The 21,651-nt window shown below is 68.4% G+C and carries 19 protein-coding genes; 4 read left to right on the top strand and 15 right to left on the bottom strand.

Annotation, left to right across the window (positions count from 1 at the left end; translation table 11 throughout):
• Positions 1–38 precede the first annotated feature (38 nt).
• Entirely contained in the window at positions 39–815 is a 777-nt protein-coding gene (locus tag OK349_RS18325; RefSeq protein WP_265119366.1) for an arginyltransferase, read from the top strand.
• A 153-nt stretch (positions 816–968) separates the two neighbouring features.
• On the opposite strand, the gene OK349_RS18320 is transcribed toward OK349_RS18325, so the two are convergent.
• From OK349_RS18320 to OK349_RS18300, 5 genes are all read right to left on the bottom strand, one after another.
• Positions 969–1,778: a transglutaminase family protein gene (locus tag OK349_RS18320; RefSeq protein ID WP_265119365.1), complete on the bottom strand. Its 810-nt coding sequence runs from the start codon at positions 1,776–1,778 to the stop codon at positions 969–971.
• Between the two features lie 9 nt (positions 1,779–1,787).
• Positions 1,788–2,723, bottom strand: a complete 936-nt coding sequence (locus OK349_RS18315; RefSeq protein ID WP_265119573.1) for an alpha-E domain-containing protein — start codon at positions 2,721–2,723, stop codon at positions 1,788–1,790.
• Positions 2,724–2,885: 162 nt separating this feature from the next.
• On the bottom strand, positions 2,886–4,358 hold the full coding sequence (locus OK349_RS18310) for a circularly permuted type 2 ATP-grasp protein (RefSeq protein WP_265119364.1): 1,473 nt from the start codon (positions 4,356–4,358) through the stop codon (positions 2,886–2,888).
• A gap of 157 nt (positions 4,359–4,515) precedes the next feature.
• Positions 4,516–5,121, bottom strand: a complete 606-nt coding sequence (locus tag OK349_RS18305; protein WP_265119363.1) for a redoxin domain-containing protein — start codon at positions 5,119–5,121, stop codon at positions 4,516–4,518.
• Positions 5,122–5,143: 22 nt separating this feature from the next.
• Positions 5,144–7,192, bottom strand: a complete 2,049-nt coding sequence (locus OK349_RS18300) for a protein-disulfide reductase DsbD family protein (protein WP_265119362.1) — start codon at positions 7,190–7,192, stop codon at positions 5,144–5,146.
• Positions 7,193–7,262: 70 nt separating this feature from the next.
• Here OK349_RS18300 and OK349_RS18295 point away from each other — a divergent pair, with 70 nt between their 5' ends.
• Entirely contained in the window at positions 7,263–8,915 is a 1,653-nt protein-coding gene (locus tag OK349_RS18295) for an alkaline phosphatase family protein (RefSeq protein ID WP_265119361.1), read from the top strand.
• A gap of 132 nt (positions 8,916–9,047) precedes the next feature.
• On the opposite strand, the gene mmsB is transcribed toward OK349_RS18295, so the two are convergent.
• The 7 genes from mmsB to OK349_RS18260 form a co-directional block, all read right to left on the bottom strand.
• On the bottom strand, positions 9,048–9,995 hold the full coding sequence (gene mmsB / locus OK349_RS18290; protein WP_265119572.1) for a 3-hydroxyisobutyrate dehydrogenase: 948 nt from the start codon (positions 9,993–9,995) through the stop codon (positions 9,048–9,050).
• Positions 9,980–10,753, bottom strand: coding sequence for an enoyl-CoA hydratase (locus OK349_RS18285; protein WP_265119360.1), 774 nt, complete (start codon positions 10,751–10,753; stop codon positions 9,980–9,982). Before OK349_RS18285 ends, mmsB begins: the two co-directional genes overlap by 16 nt.
• 8 nt (positions 10,754–10,761) lie before the next feature.
• Positions 10,762–11,805, bottom strand: a complete 1,044-nt coding sequence (locus OK349_RS18280) for an enoyl-CoA hydratase/isomerase family protein (RefSeq protein WP_265119359.1) — start codon at positions 11,803–11,805, stop codon at positions 10,762–10,764.
• Between the two features lie 145 nt (positions 11,806–11,950).
• The gene (locus tag OK349_RS18275; protein WP_265119358.1) at positions 11,951–13,096 is read right to left on the bottom strand and encodes an acyl-CoA dehydrogenase family protein; all 1,146 of its coding nucleotides are present in this window, start codon (positions 13,094–13,096) and stop codon (positions 11,951–11,953) included.
• Positions 13,093–13,611 (bottom strand): hypothetical protein, encoded by a 519-nt coding sequence (locus tag OK349_RS18270; protein WP_265119357.1) that lies wholly within the window; start codon positions 13,609–13,611, stop codon positions 13,093–13,095. Before OK349_RS18270 ends, OK349_RS18275 begins: the two co-directional genes overlap by 4 nt.
• Before the next feature lie 56 nt (positions 13,612–13,667).
• Positions 13,668–14,594, bottom strand: coding sequence for a polysaccharide deacetylase family protein (locus OK349_RS18265; RefSeq protein ID WP_265119356.1), 927 nt, complete (start codon positions 14,592–14,594; stop codon positions 13,668–13,670).
• Between the two features lie 20 nt (positions 14,595–14,614).
• The gene (locus OK349_RS18260) at positions 14,615–16,126 is read right to left on the bottom strand and encodes a CoA-acylating methylmalonate-semialdehyde dehydrogenase (RefSeq protein ID WP_265119355.1); all 1,512 of its coding nucleotides are present in this window, start codon (positions 16,124–16,126) and stop codon (positions 14,615–14,617) included.
• Positions 16,127–16,217: 91 nt separating this feature from the next.
• Between OK349_RS18260 and OK349_RS18255 the strand changes: the two genes are divergently transcribed.
• Complete coding sequence (locus OK349_RS18255) at positions 16,218–17,096, top strand: LysR family transcriptional regulator (protein ID WP_265119354.1); 879 nt, start codon at positions 16,218–16,220, stop codon at positions 17,094–17,096.
• Positions 17,097–17,188: 92 nt separating this feature from the next.
• Positions 17,189–18,514: a methyl-accepting chemotaxis protein gene (locus tag OK349_RS18250; RefSeq protein ID WP_265119353.1), complete on the top strand. Its 1,326-nt coding sequence runs from the start codon at positions 17,189–17,191 to the stop codon at positions 18,512–18,514.
• Between the two features lie 181 nt (positions 18,515–18,695).
• Here the strand turns inward: OK349_RS18250 and OK349_RS18245 are convergent, their stop codons facing one another.
• From OK349_RS18245 to OK349_RS18235, 3 genes are read right to left on the bottom strand one after another with little or no spacing between them, the layout of a single operon-like run.
• Positions 18,696–19,943 (bottom strand): adenosylmethionine--8-amino-7-oxononanoate transaminase, encoded by a 1,248-nt coding sequence (locus OK349_RS18245; protein WP_265119352.1) that lies wholly within the window; start codon positions 19,941–19,943, stop codon positions 18,696–18,698.
• Positions 19,940–20,539, bottom strand: a complete 600-nt coding sequence (bioD, locus tag OK349_RS18240; RefSeq protein ID WP_265119351.1) for a dethiobiotin synthase — start codon at positions 20,537–20,539, stop codon at positions 19,940–19,942. The genes OK349_RS18245 and bioD overlap by 4 nt, the downstream gene beginning before the upstream one ends.
• Positions 20,536–21,645: an 8-amino-7-oxononanoate synthase gene (locus OK349_RS18235; protein WP_265119350.1), complete on the bottom strand. Its 1,110-nt coding sequence runs from the start codon at positions 21,643–21,645 to the stop codon at positions 20,536–20,538. Before OK349_RS18235 ends, bioD begins: the two co-directional genes overlap by 4 nt.
• Positions 21,646–21,651: the final 6 nt, after the last annotated feature.

The raw sequence follows: 21,651 nt of genomic DNA, 5'->3' as shown, positions 1-21,651 counted from the left end.
GCAACGGCAATTCGCGTTCGGCAAGGGGCACGAAAAGGGTGACCGCACTTACCCGCTTTCCACGGTTCTTCGTGACCAGCCCGTCGCCGTGCCCGTATCTTCCGGGCCGGCAGGAACGGAAGATCTTCACCGAATTGTCGGGGCCGCATGCGGGCGAGCTCAACGACGCGCTCGGCCGCATCGGCTTCCGCCGCAGCCAGTCGGTCGCCTATCGCCCCAGCTGCGTCGGCTGCAACGCCTGCCTCTCGGTCCGCGTCGTCGCGAGCGAGTTCCGGCCCAATGCGACGCAGCGCAAGCTGATCCGCCGCCACGGCGATCTCGAGATCACCGCCTGCCGCCCCTGGGCGACGGAGGAGCAGTTCCAGCTGCTTCGCAGCTATCTCGCCAGCCGCCATCCCGGCGGCGGCATGGCCCAGATGGACGAGAGCGACTATTCCGACATGGTCGAGCAATCGCCGGTCGGCACCTATGTCATCGAATATCGCGAGCCGGCCGCGCGCGGCGGCGCGCTGGTCGCAGCGTGCATCACCGATCACCAGGTCGATGGCCTGTCGATGATCTATAGCTTCTTCGATGCGGACAATGCAGATCGCCCGGGCCTCGGCAACCTCGTCATCATGGATCACATCATCCGCGCGCGAAACGCGGGGCTGCCCTATGTCTATCTCGGCTATTGGGTGAAGGGCAGCGCACGCATGGCCTACAAGACGCGCTACCAGCCGATGGAAGTGCTCGGCCCCAATGGCTGGCGCCGCTTCGACGCGGAAGAACCCGCGGTCGCGCCCGTGCGGATGCCAGTGCGCGAACTCGCCTGAGAGCTTGTTTGGAAATGCGCGAGAGTGCGCATTTCGAGACGGCACCAGCCCGCTCCCCCACCCGGCCGCCCGACGCCAGTATCCTATGGGTGGCCGGGTGAGGGAGCGGGCTGGTGCCGCAATGCGCCGAAAGGCGCATTCCCAAACAGGCCTTCAGGCGTCGCTGCCCAGCTGGTCGACATGCAGGTCGACCTTCATCTCCTCGCCGCCCTGCCCCAGCCGCGATCCCGCGATCGAGGCCGCGCCCGACGCGTCCAGGCCGACCGCCACGCGCACATATTGCTCGTCGGGGCTGATCCCGGCGGAGGGATCGAAGCCGACCCAGCCCAGGCCGTCGACCCACGCCTCGGCCCAGCCATGCGGCGCGCAGCTCCCGCACGCGCTCTGGCGATAGCCCGAAACGTAGCGCGCCGGCACGTCGAACGCGCGCGTGCCGGCGACGAAGATCTGCGCCACGTCGCGTGAGCTCGGCCGTGGCGCCGCGAAGGCCTGCGCCGCGGGCACGCCGCTGTCGGGCAGGTCCGGCGCACCGGGGAAACGCTTCGCCAGGGCACGGTTCCAGCGATGCAACCGCTCGAGCGCCGCGCCGTCGCCGCCGAGCGCCGGCCTGGCGAAGGCGGCGAGCGCATCGCTCGCCTCGGTCCGCGGCGTCGTGCGCAGGAACACATCCTCGGGCAACGGCTCATGGCTGCCGCGCACCACGCCGTTGGATTCGGTCGTGAGCACCTGCCCCGCCACGGTGATCGCGATGCCGGCGATCGGCCCCTCGGCGTAGAGCATCGTCACCTTGTTGCCGAACCCGTCGACCGCGTCGCGCAGGCGCACGTCGCAATCGACGTCGATCCGCCACGACAGCACCGTCTGGTCGATCGTGTCGCCCGGAGTCAGTCGCAGCATCTGGACGAGGCGCGACTGCGGTTCGCTGAATAGATAGCGGGTGTGATGTTCGATCGCGAGGCGCATTGGGACGCCCTAGATAAACCGGAATTGCCGGGCAATCGCCGCGTCGAGCATCGCATTCTCACGAATGAACGCTTCGAGATATTCGTGCAGCCCGCTCACGATCACCTCATGGCTGCGCGTCTTCTGCATTCGCGCGATGCGCCCGCGCGCCATGCGATCGGCCTCGCCCTGCAGTCCGGTGCGCTTGGCGAGCGCGTTGAGCAGCTCGACCACCTCCTCGACGCACGACGCCAGGCTGCGCGGCAGCTCGGCATGGCACACCAGCAGGTCGATCACGTTGGCGGGCTTGAGGCCCTCGGAGTAGAGCCAGCGATAGGCGGTCACCGCCGACACGGTCTGGAGGATCGTCGTCCACTGGTCGCGGTCGACCACGCCGCCGACCTGCTCGCCCTCGGGCAGCAGCAGGTGATATTTGACGTCGAGCAGTCGCGCGGTGTTGTCCGCCCGCTCGATCGCGGCGCCGAGCTGGATCAGCAAGGTCGCCTCGTTGCGCATCATGCGGTGGACCGCGCCCTCGAAGCCCCGCGCCTCGGCCATCACGCCCTCGACCAGGTTCAGCGTCGATGCAGCCCCACCCGGGCTGGTGCGGTGGGCGAACAGCAGCCACAGCCGGTTGATCGCGGTCCACGCCTCACGGGTCAGCGCGGTGCGCACCGCCCGTGCATTGTTGCGCGCCTGTTCGAGGTAGCGGATGATCGAGCCCGGATGCGTCATGTCGAGCGTCAGGAAGCGGGCGACCGGCTGCTGGCTCACCGACTGGCCGGTCGCCGCGAACGCCTCCTCGTTATAGGTCACGCTGAGCGCGCTCGCCCACGCCGCCTCGCCCGCCGGACTTGCCGACAGCGCGTCGAGCCGCACCGTCGCCTCCACCAGCCGCGCCGTGAAGTCCGCCCGTTCAACATAGCGGCCGAGCCAGTAAAGCGCCGCCGCGGTGCGCGAGAGCATGCGCATCCTAATTCCTCCCCCGCCGGGGGAGGTGGCATCGCGAAGCGATGACGGAGGGGCCGCCGGGCGCAGCACGGCGGGCTACGCCCGCCACCCCTCCACCAGCCTGCGGCTGGTCCCCCTCCCCTGCGGGGCAGGGGAAGAATGATTTCGCGCTCCCCCTCATCCCTGCACCTGCGTCTGGCCTTGCTTCTGCCCCTGCCGGTCGGGCAGCAGCACGAAGCTGTCCTTGGTCCCGCCGCCCTGGCTCGAATTGACCACCAGCGAGCCTTCCTTCAGCGCCACGCGGGTGAGACCGCCCGGAACCACCCGCACCCCGTCCGATCCGCTGAGCACGAACGGGCGGAAATCGACATGCCGCGGCGCGAGGCCGGTCTCGGTCATGGTCGGCACGGTCGACAACGCCAGCGTCGGCTGCGCGATGTAGCGATGCGGCTCCGCCTTGAGCGCGGCACGGAACGCTTCGATCTCCGCCTTGCTCGCGGTCGGCCCGACCAGCATGCCGTAACCACCCGAGCCGTCGACCAGCTTCACCACCACTTCGTCGAGATGCTCAAGCACATATTTGAGCGCCTGCGGCTCGCGGCAGCGCCAGGTCTCGACATTGGGCAGCTTGGCCGCGCTGCCCGAATAGAATTTCACGATGTCGGGCATGTAGCTGTAGATCGCCTTGTCGTCGGCGATGCCGTTGCCGGGTGCGTTGATCAGCGCGACATTGCCGGCGCGATAGGCCGAGATGATCCCGGGCACGCCGAGCAGCGAGTCCGGGCGGAACACCAGCGGATCGAGGAAATCGTCGTCGATCCGGCGATAGATCACGTCGACCTTAACTCGCCCGGCAATGGTCTGCATGTAGACCACGTCGTCATCGACCACGAGGTCGGCCGCCTCGACCAGCTCGATGCCCATCGTGTCGGCGAGGAAGCTGTGCTCGTAATAGGCCGAGTTGAAGTGCCCCGGCGTCAGCACCACGCACACAGGCACCCCGCCGCGTGTGTCGGGGGCGACCGAGCGCATCGTCTCGCGCAGCATGTCGCTATAGCTGTCGACCGCGGCGACGCGGAAGCTGCGGAACAGCTCCGGGCACAGCCGGATCATCGCCTCGCGATTTTCGAGCATGTACGAGACGCCCGACGGCGTCCGCGCATTGTCCTCGAGCACCCAGAATTCGTCGGGGCCGGTGCGCACCAGGTCGATCCCGCAAATATGCGCCCAGATGCCGTGCGGCGGGCGGATGCCGGCGACCTCGGGCCGGAACTGCGGGTTCCGGAGCACCAGTTCGGCGGGCAGCACGCCTTCCTTGAGGATGCGGCGCTCGCCATAGATGTCTTCGAGGAAGGCGTTGATCGCCTCGACGCGCTGGACCAGCCCCTCGCTCAGCCGCTGCCATTCGTCGTGGAGGAAGATACGGGGCACGATATCGAACGGGATGATGCGCTCACTCGCGTCGCTGTCGCCATAGACGGCGAAGGTGATGCCGAGCTGGCGGAAGGTCGCTTCGGCTGCTTGCTGGCGGCGATGCAGTTCGGACTGCGGCGTCTCGGCGATCCATTCGGAAAGGGCGGTGAATTCGGCGCGCGGCTTGTCCGGCCCGCCATGCCCCCAGATTTCATCGAACGCGCGGCGTGCCCCCATTCAGCCTCCAAGTGCCGGAACCTCCGGCAGCCTCCATGCTGCAACGCTTTGTTGCGTTGCACAAGGGGGCTTGGCGTCATGGGGCCGGGAACGAAAAAGGCCGGGGTTTCCCCCGGCCTTCTCTCCGTCCCTGCCCCCTATAACAGGGAAGGAAAGTTCATTCGGCGTATTTGACCGAGCAGCCATAGGGCTGGCTGGTCGCGACCGAGACGGCCTTGCCCGCCTTCATCTCGCCGAGCGCGGCGAGGACATGGTTGCGCGCCGCGCCCATCTCCTCGACCCGCGCCGCGGGCTTGTCGTCGATGCCGCCCTGATAGCGCAACACGCCCTGGCCATCGATGATGTACATGTGCGGCGTGGTCTTGGCGGCATAGCCCTTGCCGACCACGCCCTTGGGATCGAGCAGATAATGCGCGGGCACCGCCTTCTGGTCGCCGACCCATTTCTTCGCCGTGGCGCCGTCCATATGGCCCTGCTTGCCCGGCGCGCCGGAGTTGATCGTCAGCCACACCACGCCGCCGTCCTTGGCCGCGGCCTGGGTCTTCTGCATGTTGCCCTGGTAATGGCGCTGCACGAACGGGCAGCCCGGATTGTTCCACTCGAGCACCACCGTCTTGCCCTTGTAGTCGGAGAGCTGGACGGTCTTGCCGCTGGCATCGGTAAGCTTGAAATCGGTCGCCTTCTGCCCATTGGCCTGCTGGGCAGCGCCCGGCGAAGCCAAGGCAACGATCATCGCGGCGCCGATCGGAATGAATCTCTTCATCGCACGAACTCCTGGTTGGCGTTTATCCGTCGTCCCCCGGAAGCGCCGCCAGCATGCCTTGGGTCAGCACCTGCGGCAAGACCTTCGGTTCCTTCGCGCCCTTGGGGTACCAGAGATACAGCGGCACGCCCGCGCGATTATGCTTTTCGATGAAGCGGCCGAGCGCCGGATCGCCATCGGTCCAGTCACCCACCAGCACCGCGACATCGCCGTCCTTGAACGCATCGCGCACCGCATCGGTTTCGATCGCGGTCTTCTCGTTGACCTTGCAGGTGACGCACCAGTCGGCGGTGAAATAGGCGAATACTGGCCGCCCCTCGGCCTGCAGCGCCGCGAGCCGCGCTTCGCTGAATGGCTCGGCGCCGGCCGGGGCCGCCTGTGCCGCCAGCGCGGGCTTCTCGAACTGAGTCACGGCCCAGATGCCGGCCACCGCGACCAGCAGCGCAGCCGCCCACGCCGCGCCGCTGCCCGCAGCCCGCGCCTGCCGCCGCCCAACGATCCACAGCACCACCGCCAGCCCCAGCGCGACGATCAGTCCCACCGCCATGCCGTTGACGCCCTTGAGCCCGCCCAGCACCCAGGCGAGCGCGATTGCGGTGAGGAACATCGGCACCGACAGGATCTTGCGGAATGTGTCCATCCACGCCCCCGGCTTGGGCAGCATCCGCCGCAGCGCGGGCACGAAACCGAGCAACAGGAACGGCAGCGCCAGCCCCAGCCCGAGCCCGAGGAAGATGACTGCGGCCACATACCAGGGCAGCACCAAAGCCGCGCCCAGTGCCGCGCCCATGAACGGCCCGGTGCACGGCGTCGCGATGAACGCCGCCAGCGCCCCGGTCATGAACGCCCCGCCCGATCCGCCACTCGCCAGCCGTCCCGCGAACTTCGGCGTCGCCAGCTCGAACAACCCGGCCAGGTTGAGCGCGATCCCCAGCACCAGCAGCAGCAGGAACAGGATCACCCGAGCATCGGTCAGCTGGAACGCCCAGCCGACGCTCGCCCCCGCCGCGCGCAGCCCGAGCATCACCGCGCCCAGCGCCAGCACCACCAGCACCACACCCGCGGTGTACGCCAGCGCCTCAGCGCGCGCATGTCCCTCGCTGGTCCCGCTCTTGGCAAGGCTCAGCGCCTTCAAGCTCAGGATCGGGAAGACGCACGGCATGATGTTGAGGATCAGCCCGCCGAGCAGCGCCCCGCCCAGCGCGACCAACGCCGCGCTCCAATCGACCGCCGCCGGCGCCGCGCCTGCCGCGACCTCGCCCGGCACCGCCGCCAGCGCGAAGCCCTGTCCCGACCCCACCGCCAGCACGCCCTCGAGCTTCGCCGGGGCCTTGGCCCCCGCCTGCACCTCGACCACCACCGCGTCGCCATTGCGCGTCAGCTTCTGCGGCGCCGAATAGACCAAAGCCTCGGTGGTCAGCGGAAAGAAATAGGCGTCGGCACCGAGCGGCGCGCCCGCCGGATAGGGGATCGCGATCCGCAGGGTGCCGTTGGCCACCGCGAACTTGCCTTCGCTGCCGAGCGGCTTGGGAAAGGCCCGCCGCCACTGGTCGAACCGCGCCCGCCGCTCGGTGGAAATCGCGCCGTCGCCAACAACCAGGTTGATCGTCAGATTCTCGGTCTCGGGAACGCACACTTCGTCGGTGCAGACCAGATAATCGGCGCGCACCGCGACCGGCAGTGCGGTGCCCGGCGCCAGCCCCGCGGGGATCTTCAGCGTCGTAAGCTGCGTGTACGAGCCCTTGTAGACATAATTCATGATCCCCGCGATCAGCAGCCGCGTCGGCACCGGATAGCGCAGCTCGCCAGCACTCACGCCCTGCGGCAGCTTCCAGTCGAGCCGCGTGTCGAGCCCCGCATCGCCCGGGTTCTTCCAGTAGCCGTGCCAGCCCGGATCGGGCGTCGCGACGAAGGCCAGCGCCACCTCGCTGCCCGGCGCGGGGTTGTCGGTCTCCGCGACCAGCTCGACGGCGAGATTGTCCTGCCCCGCCTGCTGCGCCGCGACGGGCGGCGCCGACAGCGCCAACATCCAGCCCAGCAATGTAACAAACGCGAAACTCAACCTGCGCATTCACCAATCCTTGCCGAGCCGGAGCGAAACGAACATAGCGCCCACGGCCCGTTTTGCCACCGGAGGACAGATGTTTCGTTCGCTCGCCGCCGCCCTGCTGCTCGCGTCACCCGCACTCGCGCAGGAGGCGCCGCCCCCTCCGGCACCAGCGCCCGCCCTCACGACCCCGCCCAAGCTGATCGTCGCGATCGCGGTGGACCAGTTCTCCGCCGACGTCTTCGCCGAATACCGCCAGCATTTCACCGGCGGCCTCGCGCGGCTCGCCAATGGGGTGGTCTTCCCCTCGGGCTATCAGAGCCACGCCGCGACCGAGACCTGTCCCGGCCACTCGACGATCCTCACCGGCAGCCGCCCGGCGCGCACCGGCATCATCGCCAACGACTGGATCGACCTCAGGACGCCGCGCAAGGACAAGACGATCTACTGCGCCGAGGACGAGAGCGTTCCGGGCAGCACATCGTCCAACTACACCGTCTCCCCGCTCCACCTGAAGGTGCTGACGCTGGGCGAGCGGATGCAGGCCGCCACCCCCGCCACCCGCGTCGCCGCGATCGCGGGCAAGGATCGCGCCGCGGTGATGATGTCGGGCCACAAGGCCGACCAGGTCTGGTGGTGGGGCGGCAAGGCGTTCGTCAGCTATGCCGGCCGCATGACGCCCGAAGCGATCACCCGCGGCAACGCCGCCGTCACCACCCGCATCGCCGAAGCACAGCGGCCGATGGAATTGCCCGACTTCTGCAAATCGCGTGACATCGCGGTGCCGATCGGCGGCGGCAAGACCGTCGGCACCGGCCGCTTCGAACGCGATGCCGGCGACGCGCGCCGCTTCCGCGCCTCGCCCGAGTTCGACATGGCGGTCGTCGGAATCGCCGCCGACCTGCGCGCCGAGCTCAAGCTCGGCGAAGGCGCCGCGACCGACCTGCTCATCATCGGCGCCTCGGCCAGCGACTATATCGGCCACACCTATGGCACCGAGGGTACCGAGATGTGCCTGCAGATGGTCAATCTCGACCGCACGCTCGGCTTCCTGTTCGACATCCTCGACAAGACCGGGATCGACTATCAGGTGGTGCTCACCGCCGATCATGGCGGCCACGACCTGCCCGAGCGCCTCGACATGCACGGCATCCCCGAGGCCGCGCGGGTCGAGGCCGGGATGGGCGCCAACGCAATGGGGAAGAAGGTCGCGGCCAAGCTCGGCCTCGGCGAGCGCCAGCTGCTATGGGGCGGCAATTTCGGCGACATCTATGTCGATCCCGCGCTCCCGGCGAAGCAGCGCGAGACGGTGCTGCGCGAGGCGATCGCGCTCTACCGCGCGCATCCGCAGGTCGCCGGCGTCTATACCCGGGCCGAGATCCTCGCCACGCCCAGCCCAAGCGGCCCGCCCGAGACCTGGTCGATGCTCCAGAGCGCCCGCGCCTCCTATTATCCAGGGCGCTCGGGCGATTTCGTGGTGGCGTTGAAGCCGCGCATCACGCCGATCTCGGACCCCACCGGCGGCTATGTCGCCACCCATGGCAGCTTCTGGGATTATGACCGCCGCGTGCCGATCCTGTTCTGGCGCAAGGGGCTGACCGGCTTCGAGCAGCCGATGTCGGTCGAGACGGTCGATATCCTGCCCACCCTCGCCGGGGTGATCGGCCTGCCGATCCCCGCAGGCGAGATCGACGGCCGCTGCCTCGATCTGGATGCCGGCCCGGGCACGACCTGCCCGGCGCGATAACCCATCAACTAAATCGTCACCCCGGCCTTGTGCCGGGGTCCACAGAGCCGCACACGATGCGATCGAGCCTCTTTTCCATCGCTCGCCGCCCGGTGGATCCCGGCACAAGGCCGGGATGACGACCGCGGGGGTTCAGGCCTGTCCATCGTCCAGCATCTTGATGATGCCGGAGAAGTCGACCCCCGCATTCCCTTCGTCCGCGAACTTCGCATAGAGCTCCGCCGCCCGCGCGCCCATCGGCGTCTCGGCATGCGCGCTCGCCGCCGCGTCCATCGCGAGGTTCAAGTCCTTGAGCATCAGCCCCGCCGCGAACCCGCCCTGATAGCCATTGTCGGCCGGCGTCTGCGGCCCCACCCCCGGCAGCGGCGCATAGGTGTTGAGCGACCAGCACGAACCCGACGAGACCGAGGCGATGTCGTAGAAGGTCTGCGGGTCGAGCCCCAGCTTCTTCGCCAGCAGCAGCGCCTCACACGTCGCGACCATGGTGGCCCCGAGCAGCATGTTGTTGCAGATCTTCGCCGCCTGTCCTGCGCCGTTGCCACCGGCATGGATCACCGCCTTGCCCATCGCGGCAAGGAACGGCTCGGCGCGCACGAACGCCTCGTCGCCGCCGCCGACCATGAAGGTCAGCGTGCCCCCCGCCGCTGCCGCGATCCCGCCCGAAACCGGCGCATCGACCGCCTGCAATCCCTTCGCCGCCGCATCGTCGGCGACGCGCCGCGCGGTGGCGACGTCGATCGTCGAGCAATCGATCAGGATCGCGTCGGTGTCCGCCGCGCCGAACACGCTGTCCTCATAGACCTGTGCGACATGCCTGCCCGCGGGCAGCATCGTGATCACCGCCTCAGCGCCTTCGGCCGCCGCCGCGGCGCTCTCGACAGAGAGGCACCCCGCCGCCTTGGCGCGCTCCAGCGCCTCGGCGGAGAGATCGAACGCGCGCACGTCATGTCCCGCCTTCGCCAGGTTCGCGGCCATCCCGCCGCCCATATTGCCAAGGCCGATGAATCCGATACGCGCCATAATCTGTTCCTTCCAAACCCTCTCCCGACGGGAGAGGGGTAATGCTACTTCCCCGTCCAGTTGCCGGGCCGTTTCTCGACGAACGCGGCCATGCCTTCCTTCTGGTCCGCGCTCCCGAACAGCCCGTGGAACAGCCGCCGCTCGAACTGCACGCCCTGCGCCAGACCGGTCTCGAACGCGGCGTTGACCATTTCCTTGTTCGCCAGCACCGCGAGCGGCGCCATCGCAGCGATCGCCGCGGCAGTCTTGACCGCCTCCTCGACCAGCTCGGCCGCGGGCACGATCCGGCTGACCAGCCCGGCGCGCTCGGCTTCCTCCGCGCCCATCATCCGCCCGGTCAGGCACATCTCCATCGCCTTGGCCTTACCGACGGCGCGCGTCAGCCGCTGCGAGCCGCCCATGCCCGGCGCCACCGCCAGCTTGATCTCGGGCTGCCCGAACTTGGCCGTATCGGCAGCGAGGATGAAGTCGCACATCATCGCCAGCTCGCACCCGCCGCCCAGCGCAAAGCCCGCCACCGCCGCGATCACGGGCTTGCGGGTACGTGTGAACTGGTCCCAGCCCGCGAAGAAATTATGGCCGTACATGTCCGCAAAGCCCTGCGCCTGCATCTCCTTGATGTCGGCCCCGGCGGCGAACGCCTTCTCGCTCCCGGTCAGCACCGCGCAGCCCTGCGACGCATCGGCATCGAACTTGGCGAAGACATTGAGCAGCTCGCCCAGCACCTGGCTGTTGAGCGCATTGAGCGCCTGCGGCCGGTTGAGCGTCACCAAGGTGACGGCGCCGCGCTGCTCGACGAGGATGGTTTCGTAGCTCATGTCTTCTCCTATGCCGGCGTCCACGCCTCGCCCTCGGGCAGCGGCGCGAAGATCTGGTCGATCAGGTGATCGCTCACCTCTTCCGCCGTCGCGGGGTTCCACTTGGGCGCATTGTCCTTGTCGACGATCACCGCGCGCACGCCCTCGGCGAAGTCATGGCGCTGCACGACATGGCTGGCGACTGCGAATTCCTGCCGCATCTCATCCTCGAAGGTCGGCATCGCCTTGCCGTCAAGCAGCAGCTTCAAGCTGACCTTCATCGATTGGGGTGATTTGGTGCGCAGGATGGCGAGCTGCGCCGTGGCCCATTCGCCGCCGTCAGCTTCCAGCGCAGCGAAGATGTCTTCGAGCCGGTCGCTGGCGAACAGCCGGTCGATGTCTTCCGAATGGTCGAGGATATCCGGCCGGTCAGCCCCGCCTCCCTTGTCGCCGAGCGTGATCTCCATGTCGCGCGGGTATTTGAGGATCAGCTCCTTCACCAGATCGAGCTGATCTGTGGCGACAAAGTGGTTGGCGAGTCCGAGCGCCAGGCACTCTCCCGCGCTCGCCCGATAACCGGTGAGCGCAATGAACTGGCCCATACGATCCGGCAGCCGCGAGAGATACCAGCCACCCCCGACATCCGGGAACAGCCCGATCCCGGTCTCGGGCATCGCCAGCTTGGTGTTCTCGGTCGCCACGCGATACTTCGCCGGCTGCGAGATGCCGACGCCGCCGCCCATCGTGATCCCGTCCATGAACGCGACGATCGGTTTCACATAGGTGAACAGCGCGTGGTTCATCCGGTACTCGGTCCGAAAGAACTCCCGCGCCGCGCTGCCGTCGCCCGCACCGCTCTCCGCGATCATGCGGATATCGCCGCCCGCACAGAAGCCGCGACCCTCGGCATGGTCGATCATCACCGCCTCGACCGCGATGTCGTCGCGCCATGCTGCCAGCGCGTCGAGCACCGCCGCGCACATGGCCGTGTTGAGCGCATGGATCGCCTTGGGCCGGTTGAGCCGGATGCGCCCGACCTTGCCCTCGACGGAAATGAGAACATTGTCGCTCAATTTCCCTCTCCCCTTGAGAGAGGGAGGGAGCCGCGAAGCGGCGGAAGGGTGAGGGTGATCGAGCCAATCGCCCTCATCCTCCCCATGCCTGCGGCATGGGTCCCCTCCCTTTCCCAAAGGGAGAGGGAGTAAAGCGCATTGTCGCTCATTGCCGCGTCAGCTCCCGCCCGACGATCATCCGCATCACCTGGTTGGTCCCCTCCAGGATCGAGTGGACGCGCAGGTCGCGCCAGAAGCGCTCGATCGGATAGTCCATCAGATAGCCATAGCCGCCGTGCAGCTGCAGCGCCCGGTCGACCACCGACGATCCGGTGTCGGTCGCGAAACGCTTGGCCATCGCCGCGAACTTGGTCTTGTCGGGCGCGTTCGACGTCACCTTGGCCGCGGCGAGGTAGAGCAGCGCGCGCGACGCCTCGAGCTCGGTCGCCATGTCGGCGAGCATGAACTGGGTGTTCTGGAAGTCGGCGATCGCCGAGCCGAACTGCTTGCGGTCCTTGGTATATTGCACCGCCTCGTCCAGACACCGCTGCGCCCCGCCGAGCGAGCACGCCCCGATGTTGAGCCGTCCGCCGTCGAGCCCCATCATCGCGATGCGGAACCCCTCGCCCTCGCCGCCGATCAGGTTCTCGACCGGCACGCGGACATTGTCGAACATCACCTGCCGCGTCGGCTGGGCGTGCCACCCCAGCTTGCGCTCGTTGGCGCCGAAGCTGACGCCCGCCATGTCCTTCTCGATCGCGAGGCACGAGATACCCTTGGGGCCATCCACGCCGGTGCGCACCATCGTCACGTACAGCTCATTCTCCCCCGCGCCGGAAATGAACTGCTTGGAGCCGTTGACGACGAACACGTCGCCCTCGCGCCGTGCCGTGGTCTTGAGCGCCGCCGCGTCCGAGCCCGACGAAGGCTCGGTCAGGCAATAGCTCGCCAGCCAATCGGCGCCGACGAGCTGGGGCAGATACTTGTCCTTCACCGCTTGGCTACCGAAGCGGTCGATCATCCAGCTCGCCATGTTGTGGATCGAGATGAAGGCGCTGGTCGCCGGGCAGCCATAGGCCATCGCCTCCATGATCAGCGCCGCCTCGAGCCGCCCGAGCCCGATCCCGCCGCTCTCCTCGGAGACATAGATCGCGCCGAAGCCGAGCTCCGCCGCCGCCTTCACCGTCGCGCGCGGGAAGATGTGCTTCTCGTCCCACTCCGCGGCGTGCGGGGTGATCGCGTCGGCGGTGAACTTGCGCGCCATCTCCTGGATCGCGCGCTGGTCGTCGTTGAGGTCGAACTGGTCGGTCATTTCGCGTCCTGCATGTCTGTCTTGCACCGGCTGTACCAGCGGCTGCCGGCATCGCCTTCCGAGAGTCTCAATTTCCCCGCGGGTGTCCCCAGATCGTCGGGGCCGAGGCTCAGCATCGTCGCCAGCGTCATGCGATGCTCGCCCTCCGGCGCCCTGAATCGGCCTTCGATCCTCGAGTTGCTCACCATCTCGACAAAATCTGCGGTCGCGATCACCGTCTCTCGGCGCCAGTCAGCCGTTTCCACTATCCTCGTCGCATCAATGTTCAATCGCGCCTGCCGATCGCGGATTTCCGGATCGTCCAGTCGCCAGCATCCGCGCAACGCAACGGGGATCGGCGGCACGGGCACAATGCGGGCGGGAGAGTCCGTCGGGCGAACGGCATCCTGCGCTGGTCCTTTGGTGGTTGGCTCGGTAACGGGCTCGCGCGCCGCCCCGCAGCCGGACAGGATGAAAGCAGCCAGCAGCCATTTCCATCGGTCCCGCGGCTGGGTGATCCTCTCGCCAGACTTCATATGATGGACTCCGACAACGATGTGCGATTCGGCGCGCCGCACGAACCGATACAAACTCACTCCGCCTCCCCCAGCACGCGCTTGCGGAACAGCGGAGTCGCGATCTTGAGGTCGTTGCGCTCGTACCAGCGCGGCGCTGGCAAGCCCTTCTCCCACGCCAGCGCTTCGGTCAGCGTGCCCTGCGCATAGGGCGTGTCGGGCCGCAGCGCGCGGATCGGGTCGGCGAACGCCGCGTCGGCGGTCACGATCTCCCAGCCCTTCGCCCGCAGCGCCTTCACCAGATCATCGACGAACATCGCCGCGATGTCGGTCTCGTGCAACAGCATCACATGCGCGGGCGAGCGCCCCAGCGTCTTCACCGCCAGCGCATCATAGAATTCCGCCGCCTCGACATGGCTCTCGACATAGAGGTCGCGCAGCGCGGCCATGTCCAGCCTCTTGCCGTCCTTCTTCGCCGCAGCGGCCAGGCTCTCGATGTTCCAGTCGGAGGATTCGGCGGTGACATAGCCGTTGGCCAGCCCTCGCGCGCGAAGCCCCTCGCGCACCGCGTCGCGCTTCGCCTTGTCCTTGCCGCCCTCGTCAAGGAACGGATAGCGGAACCACGGCCGGTAACCCGGCCGGCCCTTGAGCCATCCCTCGGCCCGGTCGATATCGGCGAGATAGTCCGCGGCCGCCATCCCGCTCAGCCGCGAGTGCGCGAAGCTGTGGTTGGCGATGACGTGCCCCGCCCTGACGTAGCGCGCGATGTTCGCCGCGCCGTCGCCGGTCTCCGGCTTCTCCAGGTTGCCGACAGTCACGAAAAACGCCGCCTGCTTCACCCGCGCCTTCGCGAGCGCCCGCACCAGCAGCTTGGCCCGCGCGTCCGGCGTCATGAAGCCGCCCGGGTTGCGCGGCACGTCGTCGAAGGTCAGCGCGATCCGCTTCTGCGCGGCCGCGGGCGTCGCCGCGACCAGACATGCCAACAGCGCTACCAGCCAACGCATCGCGATCCCCTGCAATCCTGTCATCCCATCGTCGGGATGACGAACGCGTTCCCCCCGTCGAGCGAGCCGTCAGGCCAGCGCTGAGTCACCGTCTTCACCTTGGTGAAGAACTTGACCCCTTCCATGCCGTGCTGGTTGGTGTCACCGAACGCGCTGCGCTTCCACCCGCCGAAGGTATGATAGGCGACCGGAACCGGGATCGGCACGTTGATCCCGACCATCCCGACATTGACTCGCGCCGCAAACTCGCGCGCGGCGTGGCCGTTGCGCGTGAAGATCGCGACGCCGTTGCCGTACTGGTGATCGCTCGGCAGGCGCAGCGCCTCCTCGAAGCTCCCGGCGCGCACCATCTGCAGCACCGGCCCGAAAATCTCCTCCTGGTAGCTGCGCATCTGCGGCGTCACCCGGTCGAACAAAGTCGGGCCGATGAAGAACCCTTCCTCATGCCCCTGGAGCGAGAAGCCGCGCCCGTCGACCACCAGTTCGGCGCCCTCGTCCACGCCCATCTGGATATAGCTTTCGATCTTCGCGCGGTGCGCCGCGGTCACCACCGGCCCGTAATGCGCGTCGGCATCGGTCGACACGCCGACGCGCAGCGCCTCGATCGCGGGCAGCAGCTTCGCCCGCAGCGCATCCGCGGTCTTGTCGCCCACCGGCACCACCACCGGCAGCGCCATGCAGCGCTCGCCCGCCGAGCCGAACGCTGCGCCGGCGAGATCGTTGACCACCTGGTCCAGGTCCGCGTCGGGCATGACGATGCCGTGGTTCTTGGCCCCGCCCATCGCCTGCACGCGCTTCCCGGCCTCGACGCCGCGGCGATAGACATAATGCGCGATGTCCGACGAGCCGACGAAGCTCACCGCCTTGATCTCGGGATGGTCGAGGATCGCATCGACCATCTCCTTGTCGCCCTGGACCACCTGCAGCACGCCCTCGGGCAGCCCGGCCTCGAGCATCAGCTCGGCAAGCCGCACCGGCACGCTCGGATCGCGCTCGCTGGGCTTCAAAATGAAGGCGTTGCCGCATGCGATCGCCACGCCGAACATCCACATCGGGATCATCGCCGGGAAGTTGAACGGGGTGATCCCCGCCACCACGCCCAGCGGCTGGCGCATCGAATAGACGTCGATCCCCGGCCCGGCGCCCTGGGTGTACTCACCCTTCAGCGCATGCGGGATGCCGCAGGCGAACTCGATCACCTCGAGCCCGCGCTGGATGTCGCCCTTGGCGTCGGCGATCACCTTGCCATGTTCGGAGCTGAGCAGATGCGCCAGCTCGTCCATGTTCTTCTCGATCAGCGCCTTGAAGTTGAACATCACGCGCGCCCGGCGCTGCGGGTTGGTCGCCGCCCAGCCGATCTGCGCCTTCACCGCATTGGCCATCGCCGCGTCGAGATCGGCCTGCGCGCCGAGCGTGACCTGCGCCTGCACCCGGCCCGTATTGGGGTCGAACACGTCCGAGCGGCGCGTGCCGGTCCCCGCCGTCGCGCTGCTCCCGATGAAGTGCGAAATCTCGCGAACCGCCGCCGCCATGTCAGCCTCTCCTTTGGCGAAAGGTGATGCACCCGCCCCCTTCCACCGGCAACCCATCGACATGCAGCCCTTACCTGCATATTTGCAGGCAATGGACTGGAGCGACCTGCCGATCTTCCTCGCCATCGCGCGCACTGGCCAGTTGGCCAAGGCCGCGCAGAGCCTCGACATCGACGCCACGACGGCAGGCCGCCGTTTGCGCCGCCTCGAACAGGCGCTGGGCGAACGCCTGTTCGAGCAAGGCCCCGACGGCCAGTCGCTCACCCCCGCGGGCGAGCGCCTGCTCACGCATGCCCGCGCGATGGAGCGTGCCGCCGTCGCGATCGGCAGCCGCGACATCGGCGGACCGGTGCGCGGGACGATCCGTGTCAGCGTCTCCGAAGGGTTCGGCACCTGGTTCGTCAGCCGCCATCTCGGCGCGCTCGCCGACGCGCATCCGGGCCTCACGATCGATCTCGTCGCGAGCAGCGGCTTCCTCAATCCGACAAGGCGCGAGACCGACATCGCCGTGCTGCTCGCCCGCCCGCGCCGCGGCCCGCTGCTCACCCGTAAGCTCGCCGATTATGGCCTGCGGCTCTACGCGTCGCGCGCCTATCTCGCCGCGCACCCGCCCGTCGCTACGCCCGATCAGCTCCGCGAGCATCGTCTGATCGGCTATGTCCCCGACATCCTCTACGCCCCCGAATTGCGCTATCTCGACGAGATCCCCGGCGCACACGAGCCGCAGCTGCGCTCCTCCAGCATCAATGCCCAGCACCGCATGGCCGCGGCGGGCGCGGGTATCGCGGTGCTTCCCTGCTTCATCGGCGACGCCGATCCCGGCCTCGCGCGTGTGCTTCCCGAGCTGCGCATCGGGCGCAGCTTCTGGCTCGTCACCCATGAGGAGACCCGGCACTTCCCCCAGGTCGCCGCCTTTGCCGAGTGGCTCACCGCGCTCGCCGCGCGCCATCGCGCCGAACTCGAAGGCTGATCCACGCGAAAACCGCAAAAAACCGCCATTTGTCTCTAAACTGTAACGCCCGGATAACGACCCATTTACCGCTTTCTCCCTACTTCGAGCGCATGTTCCGCGCGCTTGCCGACCCCGCCGACCCGCTCCCCGCCGTTTCCGCGCGCGGCTGGCTGACCACGATCGAGCGCAACCCGCCCTTTCTGCGCCAGACCGACACGCTGTTCACCGCGATCGAGATGTTCCAGGCGAACATGGACCTGCGTCTGCTGCCGGTCGTCGACTCCACGCATCGCGCGATCGGCGCGGTGTTCGAGAAGGACGTGCGCCGCCTGCTGCTCAACCCGTTCGGCCACGCGCTGATGCGCAACCCTGCCTATGGCAATGGCCTCAACCAGCATATCCGCGCCTGCGCCACCGCCGAGGTCGACCAGGACGCTGCCGAACTGATCGAGGCGTATCGCGCCGCCAACGGCAATGAGGGGATGATCCTGACTGCGAACGGCCGCCTGTTCGCGGTCGTCGCCAACCGCCGCCTCGTCCATCTCGCCTCGGAGCGCGAGCTTTCGGCCGCGCATGCCCAGGTCGAGCGTGCGCAGCGGATCGAGGCTGCGAGCGCGCGTTTCGAGCGCCAGGTCGCCGGCCTCACCCGGGCGTTGATGGACCTCTCGCGCTTCATCGCCACCAACGCCAAGCAGACCGAATCGCGCGCCGGCGACACCGGCGATCGCGCCGCCGCCGTCGCCGCCGCCGCAGCGCAGACCAGCCTGAGCATGAGCGACATCGCCGATCGCGGGCGGCTGCTCGCGGGTGCCTTCACCGCGATCAACGGCGACACGCTGCGCGCCAAGGCCGCCGCAGCCGACGCCGTCGCGCTGGTCGGCGCGGGCAGCGCGCGCATGGATGGCCTCATGCAGTCGGCCCAGTCGATCGACGCCGTCATCGGCCTGATCGGGGAGATCGCCAAGCAGGTGAACCTGCTCGCGCTCAACGCCACGATCGAGGCCGCGCGTGCGGGCGAAGCGGGACGCGGCTTCACCGTCGTCGCCAACGAGGTCAAGGCGCTCGCGAGCCAGGCCGGGGTCGCCGCCAAGCGCATCACCGCGCATGTCGAGGAAATCCGCGACGGCATCGTCCACGTCGCCGACGGCCATGCCCAGGTCGAGGCCGCGATCGCCGCGATGGCGCGCCTCTCGGAGACGGTCGAGGACGCGGTCGGCACGCAGAAGGACACCACCAGCCTGATCGCGCTCACCGTCGAGGAGGCCGTCGCCGCGGGCGGACAGATCCACAGCGATGTCGAGGCGATCGGCGCGACGGCGCGATCGGCCTCGAACAGCGCAGGCGAGATGGGCGGCCTCGCTGGCCGTATCCGCGCCGAGGCCGACGCGCTCGGCAACACCGTCAACGCCTTCCTCGCCGAGCTGCGCGCGGCTTGAGCGCTGTACTTGCAATGTTGGATTTCGCCTGCTGCACTTCCGCGGCCGGAACACCGTTCGTCGTCCCGGTCGCTCTTTGAACCGTGGATCAGCCGGTTGACACGTGTCGCGTGACACCCCTCAAATATATCAAGTTCGTCAACCTCGCGCGCACGCGTGGCAGTGTGACTTTTGGGACCTTTCAGCCCGCAAAGGCCTCGATCGCCTCGCCGATCACCGTGTAGATCCGCCCGAGATCGTCGTCTGAAATACAGTATGGCGGCATGACGTAGACCGTGTTGCCAAGCGGCCGCAGCAGCACGTCGCGCTCGCGGAAGAAGGCCATCAGCTTGGGCCCGAGCGCGGAGAGATAGGCGCCCTCACTCTCCTCGAACTCCATGGCGACGATCGTACCCAACTGCCGTAGATTGCTTACTTTTCCTTCCAGACGTCGCACATGCCCCACCTGCCGCCGCGCCAGGTCGGCGACCCGCTCGAGCACCGGTTCTTCAGACCAGATCTCAAGATTGGCGACCGCCGCGGCGCAGGCGATCGGGTTCGCCGTGTAGCTCGACGAGTGAAAGAACATCTTCGCCCGGTCCTGCGACCGGTGGCTCTCGAAGATCTCGCCCCTCGCCATCGTCACGGCCAATGGCAGCGACCCGCCAGTCAGTCCCTTGGACAGGCACAGCAGGTCGGGCACCACGCCCGCCTGCTCGCACGCCAGCAGCGTGCCCGTCCGGCCCCATGCCGTCATCACCTCGTCGGCGATGAACAGCACGCCATGCGCCGCGCACAGCTCGCGCAGCGCCTTGAGCACCCCGGCCGGGTACATCTTCATGCCGCCGGCGCCGAGCACCAGCGGCTCGACGATCAGCGCCGCCGGCCGCTGCCCGCAGAGCTGTTCGAACGCGTCGATCGTCGCCTGCTCGTGCCCCGCCTCGGGAAAGGGGATGACGTCGACATCGAACATCAGCGGCGCATAGCTCCTGTTGAACACGCTCCGCGCGCCGACCGACATGCCGCCCACCGTGTCGCCATGATAGCTGCCCGCCATGACGACGATCCGGTGCCGGTCTTCGCCGCGATTGGCGAAATGGCCGAGCGCCATCTTGAGCGCCACCTCGACGCTGGTCGATCCGCTGTCGGAGAAGAATACATGCTCGAGTGGCCGCGGCATCATCCCCACCAATTGCCGCGCCAGCGTCTCGGCAGGCTCGTGCGTCCAGCCGGCGAAGATCAGCTGGTCGAGCTTTTCGCTCTGCGCCCGGATCGCGGCCATGACCCGCGGATGGCAATGCCCGTGCGTCGTCACCCACCAGGACGAGATCGCATCGATCACCCGCCGTCCGTCCGCCGTGAACAGCCCCGCCCTCTCGGCGCGGCTCACCAGCGGTACCGGCTCGTTCAGGCCATGCTGGGTGAAGGGATGCCAGACGGGCGAGCTCATCCGAGCCCCGCCAAATCGAGCTGTCCCGCTGCCTCGCGCAATGCCGCCGGCGTCAGCGGATCGAGCACCGGCAGCCGCCCCAGCGATCGCACCCCGCCCATCACGCAGATCGTCGCCTGGCTATCCGCAACCTCGTGCCCCGAGAACAGGATGCCCGCCACCGCCACGCCCCGCGTCCGCAGCGCCTCGATCGTCAACAGGCTATGGTTGATCGTCCCCAGCGCCGTCCGCGCCACGATCACCACCGGCAGCCCCCAGCGCGCGAACAGGTCGGCGAACAACAGTTCCCGAGTCAGCGGCACCAGCGCCCCGCCCGCCCCTTCGATCACGACGCGGCCCGTCGGCGGCGCGAGCCGTTTGGGATCAATCGTCACCCCTTCGATCTCGGCCGCGCGGTGCGGCGAGCAGGGCGTCGTCAGCCGATAGGCTTCGGGCAGCACCTCGACCCCGGCGAGCCGCGCGACGACCGCGCTGTCGGTCTCTTCCTCCAGCCCCGCCTGCACCGGCTTCCAGTAGGAGGCGCCCAGCCGCCACGCCAATGCCGCGGCGGCGACCGTCTTGCCCACACCGGTGTCGGTGCCGGTGACGACGATCACGCCAGCGCCTCCGCGAGCCGGTCGATATCGCCCTGGGTCACGTTGAGCGTCAGCGAGATGCGCAGCCGCGCCGTCCCCGCCGGAACCGTCGGTGGCCGGATGCCGCGCACGTCGAAGCCCTTGGCCTGGACCGCCGCGGCGCGCGCCATCGTCTCGGCATCGCCGCCCACCATCAGCGGCAGCACCTGCGACCCCGTCGGCGTCACCCCGGCCGGCGCCAGCGTCCGCTCGGCATGCGCGATCAGCCAGTGCAGTGTCTCGCGCCGCGCCGGCTCGTCGGCGACGATCCGCAGCGCCGCGCGCACCGCCGCCGCCATCAGCGGGGAAGGCGCGGTCGAGAAGATGAATGGCCGCGCGCGATTGATCAGGAAGTCGATGAACACGCCGGGCCCGCACACCAGCGCGCCCTCGCACCCCAGCGCCTTGCCGCAGGTGTGCAGCGTGATCACGTTCGGCCGTCCCTCCAGCGACGCGGCCAGGCCGCGCCCGCCCGCGCCCCACACCCCGGTGGCATGCGCCTCATCCACCACCAGCATGGCGTCATGGCGATCCGCCACCGCCGCCAGCTCGGCGATCGGCGCGCGGTCGCCGTCCATCGAATAGAGGCTTTCGACGACGATCCACGGCGTCCCCTTGCCGCCCCGCCCGCGCCACGCCGCAATAGCGTCATCCGCTGCCTGCGCATCGTTGTGGGCGAATCCGGCGGCAGGCGCCCGGGCGAGCTTCATCCCGTCATGCGCACTGGCATGGACCAGCGCGTCATGGACGATCAGGTCATCGGGCTGCGGCAAGGTCGCCAGCAATGCGACGTTCGCGGCGAAGCCGGTCGCGAAGAACAATGCCGCCTCGCTCCCGAACATCGCCGCCGCCTCGCTTTCGAGCGCAACGATCTCGGGGTCGTTGCCGCGCAGCAGCCGCGACCCGCCCGATCCCACCGCGACGCCGCGCGCCAGCGCTGCCGCAACCGCATCCCGCAACCGGGGATCGTTCGCCAGCCCAAGATAGTCGTTTGAGGCAAAGTCGATGCCCGTCCGCGGCGTCAGCGCCCGGTACCGGCCCGCCTCGCGCAGCCGCGCCAGGTCGCCGCGATGGAATTCTCCGTTCACGCGAGC

The sequence above is a fragment of the Sphingomonas sp. BT-65 genome (genome assembly GCF_026107375.2).
Taxonomy (GTDB): domain Bacteria; phylum Pseudomonadota; class Alphaproteobacteria; order Sphingomonadales; family Sphingomonadaceae; genus Sphingomonas.
The sequence above is the reverse complement of the archived record's forward strand: the minus strand, read 5'-3'. Positions and strand labels throughout refer to the sequence as shown.

Coding starts and splice junctions, on each gene's coding strand:
- OK349_RS18320 (WP_265119365.1), bottom strand. CDS start 1,778: ATGCGCCTCGCGATCGAACATCACACCCGCTATCTATTCAGCGAACCG.
- OK349_RS18315 (WP_265119573.1), bottom strand. CDS start 2,723: ATGCTCTCGCGCACCGCGGCGGCGCTTTACTGGCTCGGCCGCTATGTT.
- OK349_RS18310 (WP_265119364.1), bottom strand. CDS start 4,358: ATGGGGGCACGCCGCGCGTTCGATGAAATCTGGGGGCATGGCGGGCCG.
- OK349_RS18305 (WP_265119363.1), bottom strand. CDS start 5,121: ATGAAGAGATTCATTCCGATCGGCGCCGCGATGATCGTTGCCTTGGCT.
- OK349_RS18300 (WP_265119362.1), bottom strand. CDS start 7,192: ATGCGCAGGTTGAGTTTCGCGTTTGTTACATTGCTGGGCTGGATGTTG.
- OK349_RS18295 (WP_265119361.1), top strand. CDS start 7,263: ATGTTTCGTTCGCTCGCCGCCGCCCTGCTGCTCGCGTCACCCGCACTC.
- OK349_RS18285 (WP_265119360.1), bottom strand. CDS start 10,753: ATGAGCTACGAAACCATCCTCGTCGAGCAGCGCGGCGCCGTCACCTTG.
- OK349_RS18275 (WP_265119358.1), bottom strand. CDS start 13,096: ATGACCGACCAGTTCGACCTCAACGACGACCAGCGCGCGATCCAGGAG.
- OK349_RS18270 (WP_265119357.1), bottom strand. CDS start 13,611: ATGAAGTCTGGCGAGAGGATCACCCAGCCGCGGGACCGATGGAAATGG.
- OK349_RS18265 (WP_265119356.1), bottom strand. CDS start 14,594: ATGCGTTGGCTGGTAGCGCTGTTGGCATGTCTGGTCGCGGCGACGCCC.
- OK349_RS18260 (WP_265119355.1), bottom strand. CDS start 16,126: ATGGCGGCGGCGGTTCGCGAGATTTCGCACTTCATCGGGAGCAGCGCG.
- OK349_RS18255 (WP_265119354.1), top strand. CDS start 16,218: ATGGACTGGAGCGACCTGCCGATCTTCCTCGCCATCGCGCGCACTGGC.
- OK349_RS18250 (WP_265119353.1), top strand. CDS start 17,189: ATGTTCCGCGCGCTTGCCGACCCCGCCGACCCGCTCCCCGCCGTTTCC.
- OK349_RS18245 (WP_265119352.1), bottom strand. CDS start 19,943: ATGAGCTCGCCCGTCTGGCATCCCTTCACCCAGCATGGCCTGAACGAG.